The 15,430-nt window shown below is 75.1% G+C and carries 19 protein-coding genes; 11 read left to right on the top strand and 8 right to left on the bottom strand.

Annotation, left to right across the window (positions count from 1 at the left end; translation table 11 throughout):
* The first annotated feature begins 97 nt into the window (after positions 1-97).
* From ACSBPG_RS25815 to ACSBPG_RS25825, 3 genes are all read left to right on the top strand, one after another.
* Positions 98-1,051: a hypothetical protein gene (locus tag ACSBPG_RS25815; RefSeq protein ID WP_435540112.1), complete on the top strand. Its 954-nt coding sequence runs from the start codon at positions 98-100 to the stop codon at positions 1,049-1,051.
* Positions 1,052-1,083: 32 nt separating this feature from the next.
* Positions 1,084-2,133 carry a Gfo/Idh/MocA family protein gene (locus ACSBPG_RS25820; RefSeq protein WP_435540113.1) on the top strand — a complete coding sequence of 350 codons (1,050 nt, stop codon included), beginning with the start codon at positions 1,084-1,086 and terminating at the stop codon, positions 2,131-2,133.
* Positions 2,134-2,244: 111 nt separating this feature from the next.
* Positions 2,245-2,595 carry a c-type cytochrome gene (locus ACSBPG_RS25825; protein ID WP_435540114.1) on the top strand — a complete coding sequence of 117 codons (351 nt, stop codon included), beginning with the start codon at positions 2,245-2,247 and terminating at the stop codon, positions 2,593-2,595.
* Here the strand turns inward: ACSBPG_RS25825 and ACSBPG_RS25830 are convergent.
* Both ACSBPG_RS25830 and ACSBPG_RS25835 read right to left on the bottom strand, forming a co-directional pair.
* The gene (locus tag ACSBPG_RS25830) at positions 2,571-2,777 is read right to left on the bottom strand and encodes a hypothetical protein (RefSeq protein ID WP_435540115.1); all 207 of its coding nucleotides are present in this window, start codon (positions 2,775-2,777) and stop codon (positions 2,571-2,573) included. The two genes, ACSBPG_RS25825 and ACSBPG_RS25830, sit on opposite strands and share 25 nt — an antisense overlap.
* Complete coding sequence (locus ACSBPG_RS25835) at positions 2,774-4,189, bottom strand: nicotinate phosphoribosyltransferase (protein ID WP_435540116.1); 1,416 nt, start codon at positions 4,187-4,189, stop codon at positions 2,774-2,776. The genes ACSBPG_RS25830 and ACSBPG_RS25835 overlap by 4 nt, the downstream gene beginning before the upstream one ends.
* A gap of 157 nt (positions 4,190-4,346) precedes the next feature.
* Between ACSBPG_RS25835 and ACSBPG_RS25840 the strand changes: the two genes are divergently transcribed.
* Complete coding sequence (locus ACSBPG_RS25840) at positions 4,347-4,793, top strand: hypothetical protein (protein ID WP_435540117.1); 447 nt, start codon at positions 4,347-4,349, stop codon at positions 4,791-4,793.
* 234 nt (positions 4,794-5,027) lie between these two features.
* On the top strand, positions 5,028-5,909 hold the full coding sequence (locus ACSBPG_RS25845; protein WP_435540118.1) for a Crp/Fnr family transcriptional regulator: 882 nt from the start codon (positions 5,028-5,030) through the stop codon (positions 5,907-5,909).
* 4 nt (positions 5,910-5,913) lie between these two features.
* Here ACSBPG_RS25845 and ACSBPG_RS25850 read toward each other — a convergent pair whose 3' ends face one another.
* The 3 genes from ACSBPG_RS25850 to ACSBPG_RS25860 all read right to left on the bottom strand — a co-directional run bounded on the left by ACSBPG_RS25850 (position 5,914) and on the right by ACSBPG_RS25860 (position 8,141).
* The gene (locus ACSBPG_RS25850; protein WP_435540119.1) at positions 5,914-6,417 is read right to left on the bottom strand and encodes a BCAM0308 family protein; all 504 of its coding nucleotides are present in this window, start codon (positions 6,415-6,417) and stop codon (positions 5,914-5,916) included.
* A gap of 129 nt (positions 6,418-6,546) precedes the next feature.
* A complete protein-coding gene (locus tag ACSBPG_RS25855) occupies positions 6,547-7,098 on the bottom strand; it encodes an Hsp20/alpha crystallin family protein (RefSeq protein WP_435540120.1) in 552 nt (183 codons plus the stop codon).
* A gap of 71 nt (positions 7,099-7,169) precedes the next feature.
* Positions 7,170-8,141: a ribose-phosphate diphosphokinase gene (locus ACSBPG_RS25860; RefSeq protein ID WP_435540121.1), complete on the bottom strand. Its 972-nt coding sequence runs from the start codon at positions 8,139-8,141 to the stop codon at positions 7,170-7,172.
* 156 nt (positions 8,142-8,297) lie between these two features.
* Between ACSBPG_RS25860 and ACSBPG_RS25865 the strand changes: the two genes are divergently transcribed.
* The 4 genes from ACSBPG_RS25865 to ACSBPG_RS25880 are packed head-to-tail and all read left to right on the top strand — an operon-like array spanning position 8,298 to position 10,342.
* Positions 8,298-8,984, top strand: coding sequence for a phosphoribosyltransferase (locus ACSBPG_RS25865; protein ID WP_435540122.1), 687 nt, complete (start codon positions 8,298-8,300; stop codon positions 8,982-8,984).
* Positions 8,981-9,472 carry an RT0821/Lpp0805 family surface protein gene (locus tag ACSBPG_RS25870; RefSeq protein ID WP_435540123.1) on the top strand — a complete coding sequence of 164 codons (492 nt, stop codon included), beginning with the start codon at positions 8,981-8,983 and terminating at the stop codon, positions 9,470-9,472. Before ACSBPG_RS25865 ends, ACSBPG_RS25870 begins: the two co-directional genes overlap by 4 nt.
* 31 nt (positions 9,473-9,503) lie before the next feature.
* On the top strand, positions 9,504-9,755 hold the full coding sequence (locus ACSBPG_RS25875) for a hypothetical protein (protein ID WP_435540124.1): 252 nt from the start codon (positions 9,504-9,506) through the stop codon (positions 9,753-9,755).
* 38 nt (positions 9,756-9,793) lie between these two features.
* On the top strand, positions 9,794-10,342 hold the full coding sequence (locus ACSBPG_RS25880; RefSeq protein WP_435540125.1) for a pyruvoyl-dependent arginine decarboxylase: 549 nt from the start codon (positions 9,794-9,796) through the stop codon (positions 10,340-10,342).
* Between the two features lie 7 nt (positions 10,343-10,349).
* Here ACSBPG_RS25880 and ACSBPG_RS25885 read toward each other — a convergent pair whose 3' ends face one another.
* Positions 10,350-10,964 carry a hypothetical protein gene (locus tag ACSBPG_RS25885; protein WP_435540126.1) on the bottom strand — a complete coding sequence of 205 codons (615 nt, stop codon included), beginning with the start codon at positions 10,962-10,964 and terminating at the stop codon, positions 10,350-10,352.
* Between the two features lie 118 nt (positions 10,965-11,082).
* Here ACSBPG_RS25885 and ACSBPG_RS25890 point away from each other — a divergent pair, with 118 nt between their 5' ends.
* Both ACSBPG_RS25890 and ACSBPG_RS25895 read left to right on the top strand, forming a co-directional pair.
* A complete protein-coding gene (locus tag ACSBPG_RS25890; RefSeq protein ID WP_435540127.1) occupies positions 11,083-11,373 on the top strand; it encodes a hypothetical protein in 291 nt (96 codons plus the stop codon).
* Positions 11,373-13,202, top strand: a complete 1,830-nt coding sequence (locus ACSBPG_RS25895) for a PHA/PHB synthase family protein (RefSeq protein WP_435540128.1) — start codon at positions 11,373-11,375, stop codon at positions 13,200-13,202. Before ACSBPG_RS25890 ends, ACSBPG_RS25895 begins: the two co-directional genes overlap by 1 nt.
* Positions 13,203-13,226: 24 nt before the next feature.
* On the opposite strand, the gene ACSBPG_RS25900 is transcribed toward ACSBPG_RS25895, so the two are convergent.
* Together ACSBPG_RS25900 and ACSBPG_RS25905 are read right to left on the bottom strand one after the other, a co-directional pair.
* Positions 13,227-14,684 carry a hypothetical protein gene (locus ACSBPG_RS25900; RefSeq protein WP_435540129.1) on the bottom strand — a complete coding sequence of 486 codons (1,458 nt, stop codon included), beginning with the start codon at positions 14,682-14,684 and terminating at the stop codon, positions 13,227-13,229.
* A 55-nt stretch (positions 14,685-14,739) separates the two neighbouring features.
* Positions 14,740-15,174: a MarR family transcriptional regulator gene (locus ACSBPG_RS25905; RefSeq protein ID WP_435540130.1), complete on the bottom strand. Its 435-nt coding sequence runs from the start codon at positions 15,172-15,174 to the stop codon at positions 14,740-14,742.
* Positions 15,175-15,430 lie beyond the last annotated feature (256 nt).

A 15,430-nucleotide genomic window follows, 5' to 3' on the forward strand; every position in this document is an offset into this window, starting at 1 on the left:
GGCTGTTGCCGACAACGCCTCTTGCATAGCGCGGACAATTGCGCGATGGGAAGAGGCATGACGGCGGCGCGAGCGGCCGGGCGGGGAGGGGGGCGGCATGAGGCGCACGGCGGTGCTCGACGGTCTCGACGAGACGCTCGTCCACCCCGCCGAGACGGCGGCGGAGCTGGCCCGCCTGACGGCCGCGGCGGAGGCGGCGGTGCTCGCCGACGGCGAGCGCTTCGCCGACGTGCCGTGCCCGTGCTGCGGCCGCGCCGACGCCGCCGAGACCTTGGCGCGCGGCGGCTTCACCCACCGGCGCTGCGCCGGCTGCGGCACCCTCTACCTCAGCCCGCGGCCGCCGCCCGACCTGCTGGACTGGTACGCCGCCCGGTCGCCGCTGGCCCGCTTCCTCGCCTCGCCGGCCTACCGCGCGGCGGTCGACACGCACCGCCGCCGCATCGCCGGCCGGCGGGCCGACCGCCTCGCCGCGCTGCACGCCCGGGTGCGCCACCCCGCCGCCCACGCCGTCGTCGAGCTCGCCCCCGACGGGCCGCACCTCGCCGAGGCGCTGGCCGCCCTCGGCCTCGGGCCGGTGCCCGGCGTCGCCGACCCGGCGGCGCTGCCGGAGGCGGCGGCCGCCGTCGTCGCCGGCTTCGACGTGGTCGAGCACACCGCCGACCTGCCGGGCCTGCTGGCGGCGGCGCGGCGCGCCCTGGTGCCGGGCGGCTTCCTCACGCTCGGCATGCGCTCGGGCAGCGGCTTCGACGTCCTCACCCTGTGGGACAAGGCGCGCCTGCTGCCGCTGTCGCACCTGACGCTGCCCACCGTCGAGGGCATCCAGGCGGCGCTGGAGCGGCACGGCTTCACCATCCTCGACCTCAGCACCCCCGGCCAGCTCGACGTGCAGATGATCGAACGCGCCTACCGCGCCGGCGCCGCCGGCGACCTGCCCCGCGTCCTCGCCTACTTCTTCGAGCGGCGCGACGCCTTCGCCCGCGAACGGCTGCAGATCTTCCTCCAGGAGGCGCTGCTCAGCTCCCACCTCGTGGTGACGGCGTGCCGCCCGTGACGCCGCCCGTGACGCCGCCCGTGACCCCGCCCGTGACCCCGCCCGTGACCCCGGCCGCGACCGCGGACTCCCGGCCGCTCGGCGTCGGCATCGTCGGCTACGGCAAGGTCGGGCGGACGCGGGCGGAGTGCCTGGCCGGGCGCGGCGACGCCCGCCTCGTCCACGTCAGCGACCTCGACGCCGCCGCGGCGCCGCCGGGCGTGCGCTTCTCCGCCGACCACCGCGCCGTCGTCGCCGATCCCGCGGTGGACGCGGTGTTCGTCTGCGCCTTCAACAGCGTCGCCGCCGAGGTGGTGGAGGCGGCGCTGGACGCGGGCAAGCACGTGTTCTGCGAGAAGCCGCCGGGCCGCAGCGTCGCCGACGTCGAGCGGATGATCGCCGCCGAGCGGCGCAACCCCGGCCGCGTGCTGAAGTTCGGCTTCAACCACCGCTACCATTACGGCGTCGTCGAGGCCAAGGCGATCGTCGACAGCGGCCATCTCGGCCGCCCGCTGTGGCTGCGCGGCGTCTACGGCAAGTCGGGCGGCGACGACTTCCCGCGGATCTGGCGCTCCGACCCGACGCTCGCCGGCGGCGGCATCCTGCTCGACCAGGGCATCCACATGCTGGACCTGTTCCGGCTGTTCTGCGGCGACTTCGTCGACGTGCGCAGCGTCGTGCGCACCATGTTCTGGGACATTCCGCTGGAGGACAACGCCTTCGCCATCCTCACCAGCGCCGCCGGCCAGGTCGCCCTGCTGCACTCCTCGGCGACCCAGTGGAAGCACCGCTTCACCCTGGAGATCTGCCTGGAGCAGGGCTACGTCAACCTGAACGGCATCCTCTCCTCGACCCGCTCCTACGGCGACGAGAGCCTGACCTACGCCCGCCGTCCCGGCCCCGGCGACCCGCAGTCGGCGGGCCGGCCGCGCGAGGAGGTCATCTTCTTCGACCGCGACGATTCCTGGGCGCTCGAGGTCGACGACTTCCTCGCCGCCGCACGCGCCGGCCGCCCCGTCGCCGACGGCACCTCGGCCGACGCGCTCAAGGCCATGCAGCTCGTCGAGGCGATCTACCGCAACGGCGGCCGGGGGGCCGGTTAACCCAGATCAAGCCGCGCCGCCGGCGATCCGCCTATCCTGGTCCACGGGTGCCCGGGCCGCCCTGTCCCGGAGCGGGAGAGGGGCCCCGGCCCCGACGATGGGGAGGCGACCATGCTGCGTCTCATGGCGATGGCGGGGATGGTGGCGGCGCTGGCGGTGGGCGGCACGGCGGCGCTGGCCGGCGGCGGCGCCCTGGCGGCGGAGGACGGGCCGGGGAGTGCTGCGACGGGGCGGGCGCTGGCCGCCGAGCTGTGCGCCGACTGCCACGTCGTCCTGCCGGACCAGCCCGTCGGGGACTTCCCGGAAGGCCCCGACCTGATCGAGCGGATGGGCGATCCCGGCGTGACGGAGATGGCCCTGCGCAGCTACCTGCAGACCTCGCACCCGGTCATGCCGAACATCCGGCTGAGCCGCGAGCAGACCGACGACCTCGTCGCCTACCTGCTGACGCTGAAGCGCTGACCGTCCCGCCGGCGGTCGCGCAACGCCATCCAGGCGGCGGCGAAGCCGGCGCAGGCGACGAGCATCCGCTCCTCCACGCACAGCAGCGTGGCCGTCCCGCACGGGGCGATCGGCGCCGGCGCCGTCGGGCCGTCGGCCTCCGCCGGACGGCGGGGCGGTGGCGCCAGCCACATCGCCGTCATGGCCGGCCTCCGGACGCCAGCCGGTCCGCCTCCTCGGCCAGCCGGTCCAGCGCCGGGTCGATCGCCGCGGCCAGGGTGCCGGCGGCGTCCAGCGCGCGCAGCGGCCTGGGCAGCGACGCCAGCTCGGCCGCGGCATGGGCGCGCAGGGCGGCGAGCGCCGGCAGGGGCGCCACCCGCCGGCCGCCGCGCAGCACCGGCACCAGCAGCGGCCGCCCGCCGGCCGCATCGCTTCCGGCCCCATCGCTTCCGGCCCCGTCGCTTCCGGCCCCGTCGCTTCCGGCTAGGGCGACGCGGTCGGCGGCGATGCGGCCGGCGGCGTCGTGGTGGCGGAACACCTGCTTGCGGCCGGGCCAGGTCGCCTTGCCGGGGGAGCGCTTGCGCCGCGGCCGCCCGGCGTACTCCACCAGCTTGTAGGCGCAGTCCAGCGCCGGCGCGTCGGCGGCCGTGGTCAGGGCGGTGCCGACGCCGAAGGCGTCGATCGGCGCGCCGGCCGCCACCAGGGCGGCGATGGCGTCCTCGTCGAGGCCGCCGCTGGCGAGGATGCGGGTCGCCGCCAGGCCGCCGGCGTCGAGGATGCGGCGCACGGCGGCGGCCAGCGCGCCGAGGTCGCCGCTGTCGAGCCGCACCCCGGCCACCGCGATGCCGTCGGCGGCCAGCCGCGGCGCCATCTCCACCACCGTGCGCGCCGCCGCCTCGGTGTCGTAGGTGTCGAGCAGCAGGACGAGGTCCTGCGGGCGGGCGCGGGCGAAATGCTCGAAGGCGGTCCGCTCGCTGTCGTGGGCCTGGATGAAGGAATGGGCCATGGTGCCGACGACGGGAATGCCGTAGCACCGCCCGGCCAGGGTGGTGGCGGTCGCCGCGAAGCCGGCGAGATGGCTGGCCCGCGCCGCCAGCAGGCCGGCCTCGGCGCCGTGGGCGCGGCGCAGCCCGAAATCGACCAGCGTCCGGCCGCCGGCGGCCAGCACCATGCGCGCCGCCTTGCTGGCGACGACGGTCTGGAAATGGATCAGGTTGACCAGGCGCGTCTCGACGAGCTGGGCCTGCGGCAGCGGCGCGGCGACGCGCAGCACCGGCTCGTGGGCGAAGAAGACGGTGCCCTCCGGCATCGCGTCGACGTCACCGGTGAAGCGCAGGCCGCGCAGCCGGTCGACGGTCGCCGCCGGCAGGCCGCGCTCGCGCGCCAGCCAGTCCAGATCCTCCTCGGGGCAGCGGAAGGTCTCCAGGAACGCCACCGCCTGCTCCAGCCCGGCCGCCATCAGGAAGGCGCGCCGCGCCGGCAGCTTGCGCACGAACAGCTCGAACACGGCCGTGTCGGTCAGGCCGTGCGCGTGGTACGCCTGGAACATGGTGAGCTGGTAGTAGTCGGTCAGCAGGAGCCGGTTGCCTGCCGCCACGGGGTCCGTCTCGTCCATCCGCGCCGTCCCTGGGCATCCCGCCCTTCGGCCCGTCCTCAGGCCTTCGGCCCGCCCTCAGGAATCAACGCTGCGCCTCCCCCGGCTATTCCTCGCTAACCCAGGTTAAGGCGGCGGCGTGCCGTTCCGGTGACTCTTTCGGGTGAGGGAGGCGCCCATGGAACGCCGACACAGAACGTGGCTGGTGCTCGCCGGCCGGGGCCGGTTCCGCATCCTCCAGGCGTCCGGCAGACCGACGATGATCGAGGAGATCGTCCATCGGGACGCCGCCTTCGACGGCCGCGACGGGGCCGGGCTGCCGCGCGGGCTCATCGGCGTGCCGGCCGGCCCGGTCGCCGCCGGCTCCCTCCTGGCGGCGCCCTTCGACCTGCCCGCCGGCTGGGCGGAAGGCTGCGCCGCCCGCATCCTCAACCGCGCCGCCGCCCTCGGCCTGTTCGAGACGCTCGTCCTGGCGGGGCCGCAGCCGAACCTGCTGCGCCTCGAAGGAGGGCTCGACGCGCCGGCGCTCGCCCGTCTGGCGGCGACGGTGCCGGAGGACCTGCTGCCCCTGGGCGAGGCCGAGCTGCTGCGGCGGCTCGGGCCGCTGCTGGCACCCCCGCCCTGAGCAGAGCGGTGTCGGCCTGTGTCTTTGATCGACGAGCGGATTCACGCGTCACATCGATCTCGATTGTACGCGATGCGCTCCAGCCGCAGACCTCGTATGAGCGACCTTGCATCCATCCGGCGAGGGCCATACTCTGGGTACGAACGAGCGCACGGGTCCGGCTATGCTTTCGAAGCGTCGACCGCGCGGCCACGACTCCGTACAATTTCGCTGCCGTAGCGCCAAGGTGCGCCCATGAGCGAGACCGCCGAGCATTCCATGTCCCCGCGGCCGCCACCCGCGGCCGGTGGCGACACCGCGTTGCTGGTCCGGGCGTCGGCCGCCCGGGACGGACCCTGCGGGCCGTGTCCGGTGCGTGCGCAGGGGGTGTGCCAGGGCGTGCCGGACCACGAGCTCGACCGCCTGTTCGGCCCGGCCCGGCGCATTCTCGTCCGCCCGGCGGGGGCGACCCTGTTCGAGCAGGGCGGGCCCTTCGCCCACGTGCTCATCGTCCAGAGCGGTTGGGCGGTGGTCTATAAGCTGTTCGAGGACGGCCGGCGCCAGGTGATCCGCTTCGCCATGCCCGGCGACCTGCTGGGGTTCGAGGGCGACGAGCGGGTCGGCATGCTCTACACCGCCGAGGCGCTGACCGAGGTCACCCTGTGCACCGTCCGCCGCGGCGCCTTCAGCCGCGCCTGCCGCGAGGCGCCGCTGCTGGCGCTCAACGTCGCCCGGGCGCTGGCCCACGAGGCGCTCGCCGCCTGGAACCATCTCGGCGCGCTCGGCCAGCAGACCGCCCAGGAGCGGATCGCCAACCTGCTGCTGGACCTGCACCGCCGGGTGAGCGTCCAGCAGGGCCACCGCGAGGCGGCGGTGCACGTGCCGCTCAACCAGGTGCTGATCGCCGACGCCACCGGCCTCACCTCGGTGCACGTCTGCCGCACCCTGAAGCGGATGCGCGCGGCCGGCCTGCTCGACTTCGCCAAGGGCTCGCTGCACGTGCTGGACGGCCGCCGGCTGGAGGCCATCGCCCAACTCGACCCGGACGTCGCCCTGGTGGGCGAGGTCCGGGCCGGCGCGGTCCAGCTCGGCGTGGCTCCGGTGGTCGGGGCGGGGCCGGGCCGGCCGGCGGGGTGACCGCTCACCCGGCCTGCCAGCGGACCCGCGCGAAGTATTCCCCTTCGTCGAAGTGGATCTCCAGGTCCCCCTGGTGGGTGCGCCGCAGCGCCTCGCCGATGCGGCGCGGCAGGTGGACGTCGGTGGTGGTCACCTCCAGCCCGTCGTCGCTGTCGCGGATCTCCATGAGGCGGTGCAGGGGATGCTCGGCGGTCTCGGCCTCCGCCTCGTGGCGGATGTGGGCCAGCAGCTCGTCGCGGTGGGCCCGGACGAAGCCGCCGTGCAGCGCCAGGATGCCGGCGGGGCACTGGTCGGCGATGCGGTGGCAGGCCTGGCAGACGACCTCCGTCGCGGCGGCGGGCGGCGCGCCCCAGTGCCAGCGGCCGGTCTCGTAGACGGCGCCGCAGCGCGGGCAGACCGCCGGGTCGGCCATCTTGCGCTGGGTCTTGTAGGGATCGTGGATGAATTCCTGGATCAGACGGTCGCGCCGCACCGGGTCGGGGCGATGGTCGTGGCGTTCGCGTTGCATGGTTTCCTCCCACCGGAAGCGAACCGGTCCCCAGCATCGCCGGGGCGGCGGCCGGCGGCATTAACCTGGATAAAGGACACCGGCCGGACCAGCCGGCCGGTGCGGGGAGTCCTCCCCCGGGACGGGCCGTCAGCTCGTCTTGATCTCGACCGTCCGCTTGGGCGGCGCCGCCGGTTCGGTCTTGGGCAGGGTGACGGTCAGCACGCCGTTCCTCATGGCGGCGGCGATGCGCTCCTGGTCGACGTTGCCGGGCAGCCGGAAGGAGCGTTCGCACAGGCCGTAGCGGCGCTCGGAGAAGGTGCGGGTCTTGCTCTTCTCCTCCCGCTCCTCCTTCTTCTCGGCCTTGACCGTCAGCACGCCGTCCTGCACCGCCACCTCCACGGCCTTCTCGTCCATGCCGGGAAGCTCCATGGTGACGAGGTACTCGCCGTCGCGCTCGTCGACGTCGGCCGGCGGCAGGAAGGCGACCTTGGCCTCGGTGCGGAACAGGGGCTCCAGGTCGAAGGGGGAACGCCGGCTCCACGGCAGGTGGAACATGGCGGTCGCTTCGTCGAACAGGCGGTCGAACTCGTCGCGCAGCGTCAGGAACGGGTGGCGGCCGGCCTCGCCGGCCGGCTTGGTCACCGCGCCGGTGCTCTTGGATTCCGGGCTGGGTTCCTTCGTCAGGGTCGTGTCGTCCATGGCGTCCTCCTGGGAATGCCGTCGTCCTGCGACGCGCCGACTCTCTTCGCACCCGGCGCCGCGCCGGCGCTTTAACCTGGATTAAGCGGGCCGCCGTGCCGGCGGGCGATGGCGTCGGCCAGCAGCGGTGCGGTCTCCAGCACGGCCACCCGGCCGGCGGGCGTGCCCGGCGGCAGGCGGTCCGGCGCCAGCGTGTCGGTGACGACGAGGCGCGACACCGCGGGGTCGCCGAGCAGTGCCGCGGCTCCCGGCGCGAACACGCCGTGGGTGGCGGCCGCCACCACGTCCCGGCACCCCGCGGCGCGGCAGGCCGCGGCGGCGGCGGCCATCGTCGCCCCGGTGCTGATCATGTCGTCGAGGATGAGGGCGGTGCGGCCGCCGACGTCGCCGAACAGGGTGCCGACGTCCAGCGCCGTCTCGCCGCGCGTCTTCTCCAGGAACGCCATGCCCACGCCGGTGCCGAGCCGTGCCGCCAGCCTCTGGCGGACGCGGTCCGCCCGCTTGATGCCGCCGGCGTCGGGCGACACCACCACCGGCGTGCCCTCGCCCAGCCACGGCGCGACGCCGTCGAGGAGCAGCGGTCCCGCCTCCAGGATCTCGGTGCGGCAGCGGAAGGCGTTCTCGAAGGCGGCGGGGTTGTGCACGTCGACCGTCACCACGGCGTCGACGCCGACGCTCTCGACCAGCGCCGCGAGGTAGCGCAGGGTCAGCGGGTCCTGCGCCCGGGTGCGGCGGTCCTGGCGGGCGTAGGCGAGGTAGGGGACGACGGCGGTGAGGCGCGCCGCCCCGGCGTCCCGCACCGCACCGGCGAAGAACAGCAGCCGGCACAGCCGGTCGTGCAGGCCGCACGCCCCGTCGCCGGCGAGGGACTGCAGGACGAACACGTCGCGGCCGCGCACGTCGGCGACGGGCCGCAGCTTGAGCTCGCCGTCGGCGAAGGTGCGCTCCTCATGGGCGGCGAGCGCCGTGCCGAGCCGGTGCGCCACGCGCCCGCCCAGGCCGCTCCGCGGATCGAGGTCGAACAGCAGGATGTCGTCGGGCATGGGAGCCTCCCGCGGCGCCGCCGGCGCCCGGCCGGCGCCGCGGCGCCACCCTATCGTCGGCGGCCGTCCCCCACCTTGATCTGCGTTAAGGGCGGGGGGCGCCGAGCCGGGCTAGAGTGCGGGCATCGAGACCGCGGCACGTTCGGGGAGGACGCCATGCTCGATCTGGTCTTCCGGGATCGCGCCGACGCCGGCCGGCAACTCGCCGCCGCCCTGACCCGGTTCAAGGAGCAGCATCCCGTGGTCCTGGCGCTGCCGCGCGGCGGCGTGCCGGTGGCGCGGGAGGTGGCGCGGGCGCTGGAGGCGCCGCTCGACCTCGTGCTGGTGCGCAAGATCGGCGCCCCCTTCCAGCCTGAGCTGGCGGCCGGCGCGGTCGCCGACGGCGGGCACGTCGAAGTCGTGCGCAATCCCGAGATCACGGACCTCGTGCCGCCGGCCTGGTTCGAGGCCGAGAAGGCCCGCCAGCTCCAGGAGATCGAGCGCCGCCGCGCCGCCTATCTCGGCGGCCGGCCGCGGGCGGCGATCGCGGACCGCACCGCCATCGTCGTCGACGACGGGATCGCCACCGGCGCCACCATGCGGGTGGCGCTGCGCGCGGTGCGGCGCGCCGGGCCGCGCCGGCTGGTGCTGGCGGTGCCGGTGGCGCCCCGCAGCACCCTGGCGGCGCTGTCCGCCGAGGTCGACGAGGTGGTGTGCCTGGCGACGCCCGAGCCGTTCGGGGCGATCGGCTACTTCTACGACGATTTCCGCCAGCTCGACGACGCGGAGGTCGTCCGTCTGCTGGACGAGGCGGCCGGACCGGCGACGCCGGGGCCGCCGCCCGCCCCGGGAGGTGTGTCATGAAACGACGTTCCATCGCGGCGGCCGCGCTGGCCCTGCTGGCGCTGACCGGTTGCGCCGCCGATTCCTACGGGCCCAAGGAGACCGCCGGGGCCGTCGGCGGGGCGGTGGTCGGCGGCTTGGCGGGGTCGCGCTTCGGCGGCGGCACCGGCCAGCTCGTCGCCACCGGCATCGGCACCCTGATCGGCGCCGTCCTCGGCAGCGAGGCGGGGCGCTCGCTCGACCGCGCCGACCGCCTCTACCACCGCGAAGCCGCCGAGCAGGCCCACTGGAACCGCATCGGCGAGCGCTCGGCGTGGCAGAACCCCGAGAGCGGGCACAGCGGCTGGGTCAGCCCGATCCGCCAGGGGTACGACCGCGACGGGCGGTATTGCCGCGAGTACCAGCAGACCGTGGTGGTCGGCGGCCGGATGGAAACGGCGTACGGCACCGCCTGCCTCGACGCCGACGGCTCGTGGCGGATCGTCGACGGCCCGCCGCCGTGGCGGTGACGGCGCCCGGAATCTTCGTCAGGAGGATGGCATGAGACCGCAGGAGCAATTCGTCTACGTGGTCAAGCCGCAGGAGAGCCACTGGACCGTCGGCTTCGGCAACGGCGACAACAGCGGCTGGTTCCAGTCGCGCCGCGAGGCCCTGGAATCGGCCGTCCGCGACGCCATACGCGTGCGCGAGCTGGGCTACCCGGTGGACGTGCTGGTGTGCCGCCGCGACGGGACGCTGCGGCGCGTGCCGCCGGGCGCCGGGGTGGGCTCCCAAGCGCCGCGGCGGCGTTGACCGCGGCCCCGCCACGGGAGGAGGCGCGGGAGGAAGCCATGGGCCCGATACCCACGGAGGTCTTCCTGACCAGCGGCGTCGGCGTCCACCACCACCGGCTCGCCGCCTTCGAGGCGGCGCTGCGGGCGGCGCGCATCGAGCGGCAGAACCTGGTGGCCGTGTCGTCGATCGTGCCGCCGGGCTGCCGGCTGGTGCCCCGCGACGAGGGGCTGGCGCGGCTGCGGCCGGGGGAGATCACCTACGGCGTCATCGCCCGCTGCGACAGCGACGAGTCCGGCCGCCGCATCACCGCCGCCATCGGCGTCGCCCGCCCCGCCGAGCCGGGGCGGTACGGCTACATCTCCGAGCATTTCGGCTACGGCATGACGGCGCGCGAGTGCGGCGACCGCGCCGAGGATCTGGCGGCCACCATGCTGGCCTCGACCATGGGGTTCGACCTCGACCCCGAGGCGGCGTGGGACGAGCGCCGCCAGCTCTACGCCCACAGCGGCACCAGCATCGAGGCCCTGTCCTGCACCGCCGCCGCCGAGGGCGCGCCGGGCGGGCGCTGGACCTGCGCCGTGGCGGCGGCGGTGTTCCTGCTGTGAGATGCCGTCACCGCGGTCCGGCCGGCGGCGGCGTGGGGAGCAGCTCCACCGGCATGGCGGCGGCCTTGGCGTAGACCCGGCCGAGCCGGCGGATCGGCCACCAGTCGTAGAGGAAGATCTCGATCGGCCGCCACATCGCCACCCAGCCGGAAATGAGCAGCCCCTCGGCCAGGACCTGCGCGGCGGTGCCCTGCGACATCTCCAGAAGCACGGCGCGCAGGACGACGCAGGCGCCGAGGAACAGCAGGCCGATGGCCAGCGACAGCCGGCCGTTGCGCAGCAGCAGGCGCAGGTCGCGCCGCGCCATGGCGGCGCGATAGCCGAAATAGCGGCCGATCGCGTCGCCGACCTCGGCGGGCCGGGCGGCGCGCGCCTGGGCGTCGGGCAGGTGGATGACCAGGCGCAGCGGCTGGGCGATCGGGAAATCCTGGATCGCGCCGACGATGTAGCGCTCGACCTCGTCGTCGAGGTCCTTGTCCGGGAAGGGCGTCGGATCGAGGGAGTTGAAGAGCTGCGGCAGGCTGCTCAGGCGGACCTCGATCAGCGCCGCCCCGCCGTGGCGGCGGTAGGGCAGGTCCGGCCGCACGATGCCGGCTCCGCCGGTGCCGTCCGTGTCCTCCATGCGCGTCCTCCCCGCCCGCCGTGTCCGTTGCCCCCCGCGGCGACGCTAACCTGGGTTAAGGCGCCCCGGCGCCGCGCCGCCTAGCGTCCGGGTATGCCTGGAAAAGGGGGAACCCGCCATGATGCTGATCACCATCGAGGATTGCATCGGCCTGAGCGGCCTGACGGAGGAGGAGATCGCCGCGATCGCCGAGCACGAGCACCTGCCGGAGATCGTCGCGACCGAGCTCGGCAGCTACCTCGAGCAGACGCCGCAGGGACAGCGCACCATCCGGCGCATGATCGAGGACGACATCGCCGCCGCCGCCGCCGCCGGCAACGCCAAGCACGCCGGCGTCCTCAAGATCGTGCTGGCGCACTACGTCCGCCATCACGAAAAGCAGGGCGCCGCCGCGCGGAGGGCCGGCTGATGGGCGTCACCCTGTCCCGCGGCGAAACGGCGCCCGCCGCGGCGCCCGCTCCGGCACCGGCGGCCGGCCCGGACGGCGAGGCCCCGGTCGCCGGCGTCTCCTTCCTGCCGGTCCGCGGCGCCGTGATCGACCATCTGATGCACGCCTGGCAGGCGCGCTTCACGGCGTCCATCTCGCCGGCGGCGGTGGCGCTCGCCTTCGCCGACTGGGCGGTCCACCTCGCCAACGCGCCGGGCAAGCAGGCCGAGCTGGCCGACAAGGCGCTGCGCAAGACCCTGCGCCTGCTGGCCCACGCGGCGACCGCCGCGGCGGCGCCGGAGGCGCCGTGGTGCATCGAGCCGCTGCCCGGCGACCGCCGCTTCGTCCACGAGGACTGGCGGCTGTTCCCGTTCAGCCTCTACGCCCAGTCGTTCCTGCTGATGCAGCAGTGGCTGCACAACGCGACCACCGCGGTGCCCGGCGTCGGCCGGGCGAACGCGCGGATCGTGCCGTTCGTGGCGCGGCAGATCCTCGACGTCTTCGCCCCCTCCAACCATCCCCTGACCAATCCCGAGGTGGTGCGCGCCGCCATCACCAGCGGCGGTCAGACCTTCGCCCGCGGCGCCGCCAACTGGCTGGACGACGCGGCGCACCTGGCGTCGGGGCGGCCGCTGCCCGGTTTCGAGGCCTTCCGCGTCGGGCGCGAGCTCGCCGTCACGCCGGGGCAGGTGGTGTTCCGCAACGAGCTGTTCGAGCTGATCCAGTACGCCCCGCTCACCGGGACGGTCCATGCCGAGCCGGTGCTGATCGTCCCGGCCTGGATCATGAAGTACTACATTCTCGACCTGTCGCCGGAGAACTCGCTGGTCCGCTTCCTCGTGGGCAACGGCTTCACCGTCTTCGCCATGTCCTGGCGCAACCCGGGCGCGGAGCAGCGCGACCTCGGCCTCGACGACTACCGGCGGCTGGGCGTGATGGCGGCGCTCGACGCGGTGCAGGCGATCTGCGGCGCGGCGCCGGTGCACGCCTGCGGCTACTGCCTGGGCGGCACCCTGCTGGCGATCGCGGCGGCGGCGATGGCCCGCGACGGCGACGCCCGGCTGGCGACGGTGACCCTGCTGGCCGCGCAGACCGACTTCACCGAGGCCGGCGAGCTGATGCTGTTCGTCAACGAAAGCCAGGTGGCCTATCTCGAGGACGCGATGTGGGAGAGCGGCTATCTCGACGTCAACCAGATGGCCGGGGCCTTCCAGATGCTGCGCTCCAACGACCTGATCTGGTCGCGCCTGGTGAGCCACTACCTGCGCGGCGAGCGTCCGGCGGTCACCGACCTGATGGCGTGGAACGCCGACGGCACGCGGCTGCCCTACCGCATGCATTCGCAATACCTGCGCTCGCTGCTGCTCGACAACGACCTGGCGGAAGGCCGCTACCGCGTCGACGGCCGGGCGGTGGCCCTGACCGACATCCGCGTCCCCATCTTCGCCGTGGGCACCGAGCGCGACCACGTGGCCCCCTGGCGCTCGGTCTACAAGATCCACATCCTCAGCGACACCGCGGTGACCTTCCTGCTCACCTCCAGCGGCCACAACACCGGGATCGCCGCCGGGCCGGAGCGGCCGGACCGCAGCTACCGCATCGCCGAGCGCGGGCCGGACGCCCGCTACCTCGATCCCGACACCTGGATGGCGACGACGCCGGCGCGGCGCGGCTCCTGGTGGCCGGCCTGGACCGACTGGCTGGCCCGCCGCTCCTCGGCCGAGGTGGCGGCGCGCGCCGCCGCCGGCGCGCCGGAGCGGGGCTACCCGCCGCTGGACCCGGCGCCGGGAACCTACGTGTTCGACCGCTGAACGGCCGCCGGCCGGCCGGCTCCCTCAGCGGCAGGCGTGCAGCGGCGGGTCGCCGGAACCGGCCTGGGCGGCGGCGTCGAGCAGGCGGCGGACCCCGTCGGGCATCCACCAGCGCAGCCGCCGGCGTTCCTCCGCGCCGGCCTGGATGGTCCGCCGGACGAGCCGGCGTTCGGCCTCGGACAGCGGCGCGCCGCGGCGCAGGGCGTGTTCCACCGCGGCCAGCAGGCGGTCGTCCAGGACGCTGACGGGGATCGGGCGCTCGACGCTGTCGGCCAGCTCGGCCAGCTCGCTCAGCGGGTCGAGGGACGCCGCCGGGGGAAGGCGCAGCGCCTCCCGGTAGAGGCGCAGCAGCTCGGCGCCGACGTTGCTCCGCCACACCGAGCGCGGCCACGCCCGGTGGCGCCGCGCCATCTCGGCGGCGAAGCCTTGGGTGAAGCGGATGCCTTTGGGCAGGCGGATCGGCAGGTCGGTGACGGTGGTGCGCTCGAGCTGCTGCAGCAGAGCCGGCTCGAGCCGCCGCTCCACCTTGGCGGCGACGGCGGCGAGCAGGCCTTCGGCCTCGTCGGCGACCTCCCGGCTGCGGAAGAAGGCCAGCGCCTTCAGCCGGTCGTACCAGGCGAGCCCCTCGGCGAGGAGGTCCGTGGGATCGCGCGACGGCGCGGCGTCGGCGCACACCCGGACGCCGAGAAGCCGCTGGTCGATGGCGTCGCGCAGCCGGCCCATGGCCAGGGAGAGATGCGCCAGGCAGGCCATCTCCACCAGGGGGGACGGGTGCAGGCCGTGCAGCGCCTCGGCGAAGGAGGGGTCCGGCCGGGCGTGGAGATGGGCCAGCCCCAGCAGCATGATGCCGTCGGTGTCGGCCTGGCCGGACGCCAGCGCCGCCTCGAGGAACGCCAGCAGCTCCGCGGACGCGACCTGCCCGGCCGGACCGCCGAGCGACCGCCACAGCGGTGCCGCGCCCAGCAGGGCCGTCAGGGCGCGCAGGTCGGCGGCGCCCAGCGGCGCCAGCCGGCGGCCGCCGGTCAGCCGGCCGCGCTCGCGGTTCACCTCCGCGAGCAGCCGCTCCCGGCTGCCGGGGCAGCGCTCCGCCGCCGTCAGGACGCGCAGCGACTCCCGGCGCAGGAACTCGGCCCACGCCGCCGGATCGACGGGCCCGCCACCCCCGGCCGTCCCGCCCCCCGGGGACGGGCGCAGGTCCGGCACCCGCCGCGACAGGGCGACCCACCACGCCGCGGCGTCGACGGCGTGCAGCAGCCCGGGCAGGTGCAGGTCCGGGCCGAGCGCCGCCGCGTTCACGACGATGACCGGCCTCAGCCAGGACAGCCACAGGCGCATGGCCGCGTCGTCGTCGTCCTCGCCGGTGCCGTGGCGGTCGCCGGCGCCGGCCGCGGCGGCGTGGACGTCCGGGCGGCCGCCGAGCATCGCCTCGACCCAGGACCACCGCCGCGTGCCCGTCACCGGGCTTGGAAGATGCGTTCGCACGGGCAATCCCTCCTTGAGAACCGTCCCCGGCGGGACGCGTCGCGATGGCCGGCGCTCACGGGAGCGGCGGCCCCGGATGCCCGATCCGCACCGGACGGTCGGCGATGCCGAAGGCGCGCAGGACGGCCAGGCCGCGTTCGGTGACCCGCAGCACCTTGGCGCGGCCGTCGTGGGAATGGGGGCGCTGCTCCACCAGGCCGCGCTGCAGGAGCAGCCGCACATGGTGCGTGAGGGACTTCTCCCGGTGGAAGAGCGCCTTGCCGATGCGGCTCGGCTGCTGCGCCTGTCGGCTGAGCCGGTAGAGGATGACCAGCGCCATCGGCTTGACGTCGGCGATCCCCTGCCGCTTCAGGGCGGCCACGACCGTCCGGTTCGCCCGGTCGAGATGGTCATGCGCGCGGCACAGCTCCTCGAGCGCGAGGCCGGCGTCCGGGCACCCGGTGCGCCGGTCGAGCCGGGTGACGGAAGACGGTGGGGACGATCGGGTCATGGCGCATCGAATCTGGTCTGTGACGGCGGCATCGAGGACAGCGTAGCCCCGTTTCCACCACCCGTGGTGGTTGCCGAAGAGTGGTGCCCGCCCGGAGGGCGGGACCCTCCTTCCGAAGGAGGAGCCGGCCGGCGGGCATACCGATGCGGGATCGCCCCCTCCCATCGGCGCCCTCTCGGACGGCGGGCCGCCGCCGCCGGCCTTCCGGCGAGAAGACGTCGCACGGCCGGCAAGGAATCCGCCGGCCCGCTTCAGT

Source organism: Azospirillum sp. ST 5-10, from assembly GCF_051225715.1.
Lineage (GTDB): Bacteria > Pseudomonadota > Alphaproteobacteria > Azospirillales > Azospirillaceae > Azospirillum.

What these genes read in the sequence shown, in the direction of transcription:
- ACSBPG_RS25815 (WP_435540112.1), top strand. Translation starts at nt 98, where the DNA reads ATGAGGCGCACGGCGGTGCTCGACGGTCTCGACGAGACGCTCGTCCAC.
- ACSBPG_RS25825 (WP_435540114.1), top strand. Translation starts at nt 2,245, where the DNA reads ATGCTGCGTCTCATGGCGATGGCGGGGATGGTGGCGGCGCTGGCGGTG.
- ACSBPG_RS25830 (WP_435540115.1), bottom strand. Translation starts at nt 2,777, where the DNA reads ATGACGGCGATGTGGCTGGCGCCACCGCCCCGCCGTCCGGCGGAGGCC.
- ACSBPG_RS25835 (WP_435540116.1), bottom strand. Translation starts at nt 4,189, where the DNA reads ATGGACGAGACGGACCCCGTGGCGGCAGGCAACCGGCTCCTGCTGACC.
- ACSBPG_RS25840 (WP_435540117.1), top strand. Translation starts at nt 4,347, where the DNA reads ATGGAACGCCGACACAGAACGTGGCTGGTGCTCGCCGGCCGGGGCCGG.
- ACSBPG_RS25845 (WP_435540118.1), top strand. Translation starts at nt 5,028, where the DNA reads ATGAGCGAGACCGCCGAGCATTCCATGTCCCCGCGGCCGCCACCCGCG.
- ACSBPG_RS25850 (WP_435540119.1), bottom strand. Translation starts at nt 6,417, where the DNA reads ATGCAACGCGAACGCCACGACCATCGCCCCGACCCGGTGCGGCGCGAC.
- ACSBPG_RS25855 (WP_435540120.1), bottom strand. Translation starts at nt 7,098, where the DNA reads ATGGACGACACGACCCTGACGAAGGAACCCAGCCCGGAATCCAAGAGC.
- ACSBPG_RS25860 (WP_435540121.1), bottom strand. Translation starts at nt 8,141, where the DNA reads ATGCCCGACGACATCCTGCTGTTCGACCTCGATCCGCGGAGCGGCCTG.
- ACSBPG_RS25865 (WP_435540122.1), top strand. Translation starts at nt 8,298, where the DNA reads ATGCTCGATCTGGTCTTCCGGGATCGCGCCGACGCCGGCCGGCAACTC.
- ACSBPG_RS25870 (WP_435540123.1), top strand. Translation starts at nt 8,981, where the DNA reads ATGAAACGACGTTCCATCGCGGCGGCCGCGCTGGCCCTGCTGGCGCTG.
- ACSBPG_RS25875 (WP_435540124.1), top strand. Translation starts at nt 9,504, where the DNA reads ATGAGACCGCAGGAGCAATTCGTCTACGTGGTCAAGCCGCAGGAGAGC.
- ACSBPG_RS25880 (WP_435540125.1), top strand. Translation starts at nt 9,794, where the DNA reads ATGGGCCCGATACCCACGGAGGTCTTCCTGACCAGCGGCGTCGGCGTC.
- ACSBPG_RS25885 (WP_435540126.1), bottom strand. Translation starts at nt 10,964, where the DNA reads ATGGAGGACACGGACGGCACCGGCGGAGCCGGCATCGTGCGGCCGGAC.
- ACSBPG_RS25890 (WP_435540127.1), top strand. Translation starts at nt 11,083, where the DNA reads ATGATGCTGATCACCATCGAGGATTGCATCGGCCTGAGCGGCCTGACG.
- ACSBPG_RS25895 (WP_435540128.1), top strand. Translation starts at nt 11,373, where the DNA reads ATGGGCGTCACCCTGTCCCGCGGCGAAACGGCGCCCGCCGCGGCGCCC.
- ACSBPG_RS25905 (WP_435540130.1), bottom strand. Translation starts at nt 15,174, where the DNA reads ATGACCCGATCGTCCCCACCGTCTTCCGTCACCCGGCTCGACCGGCGC.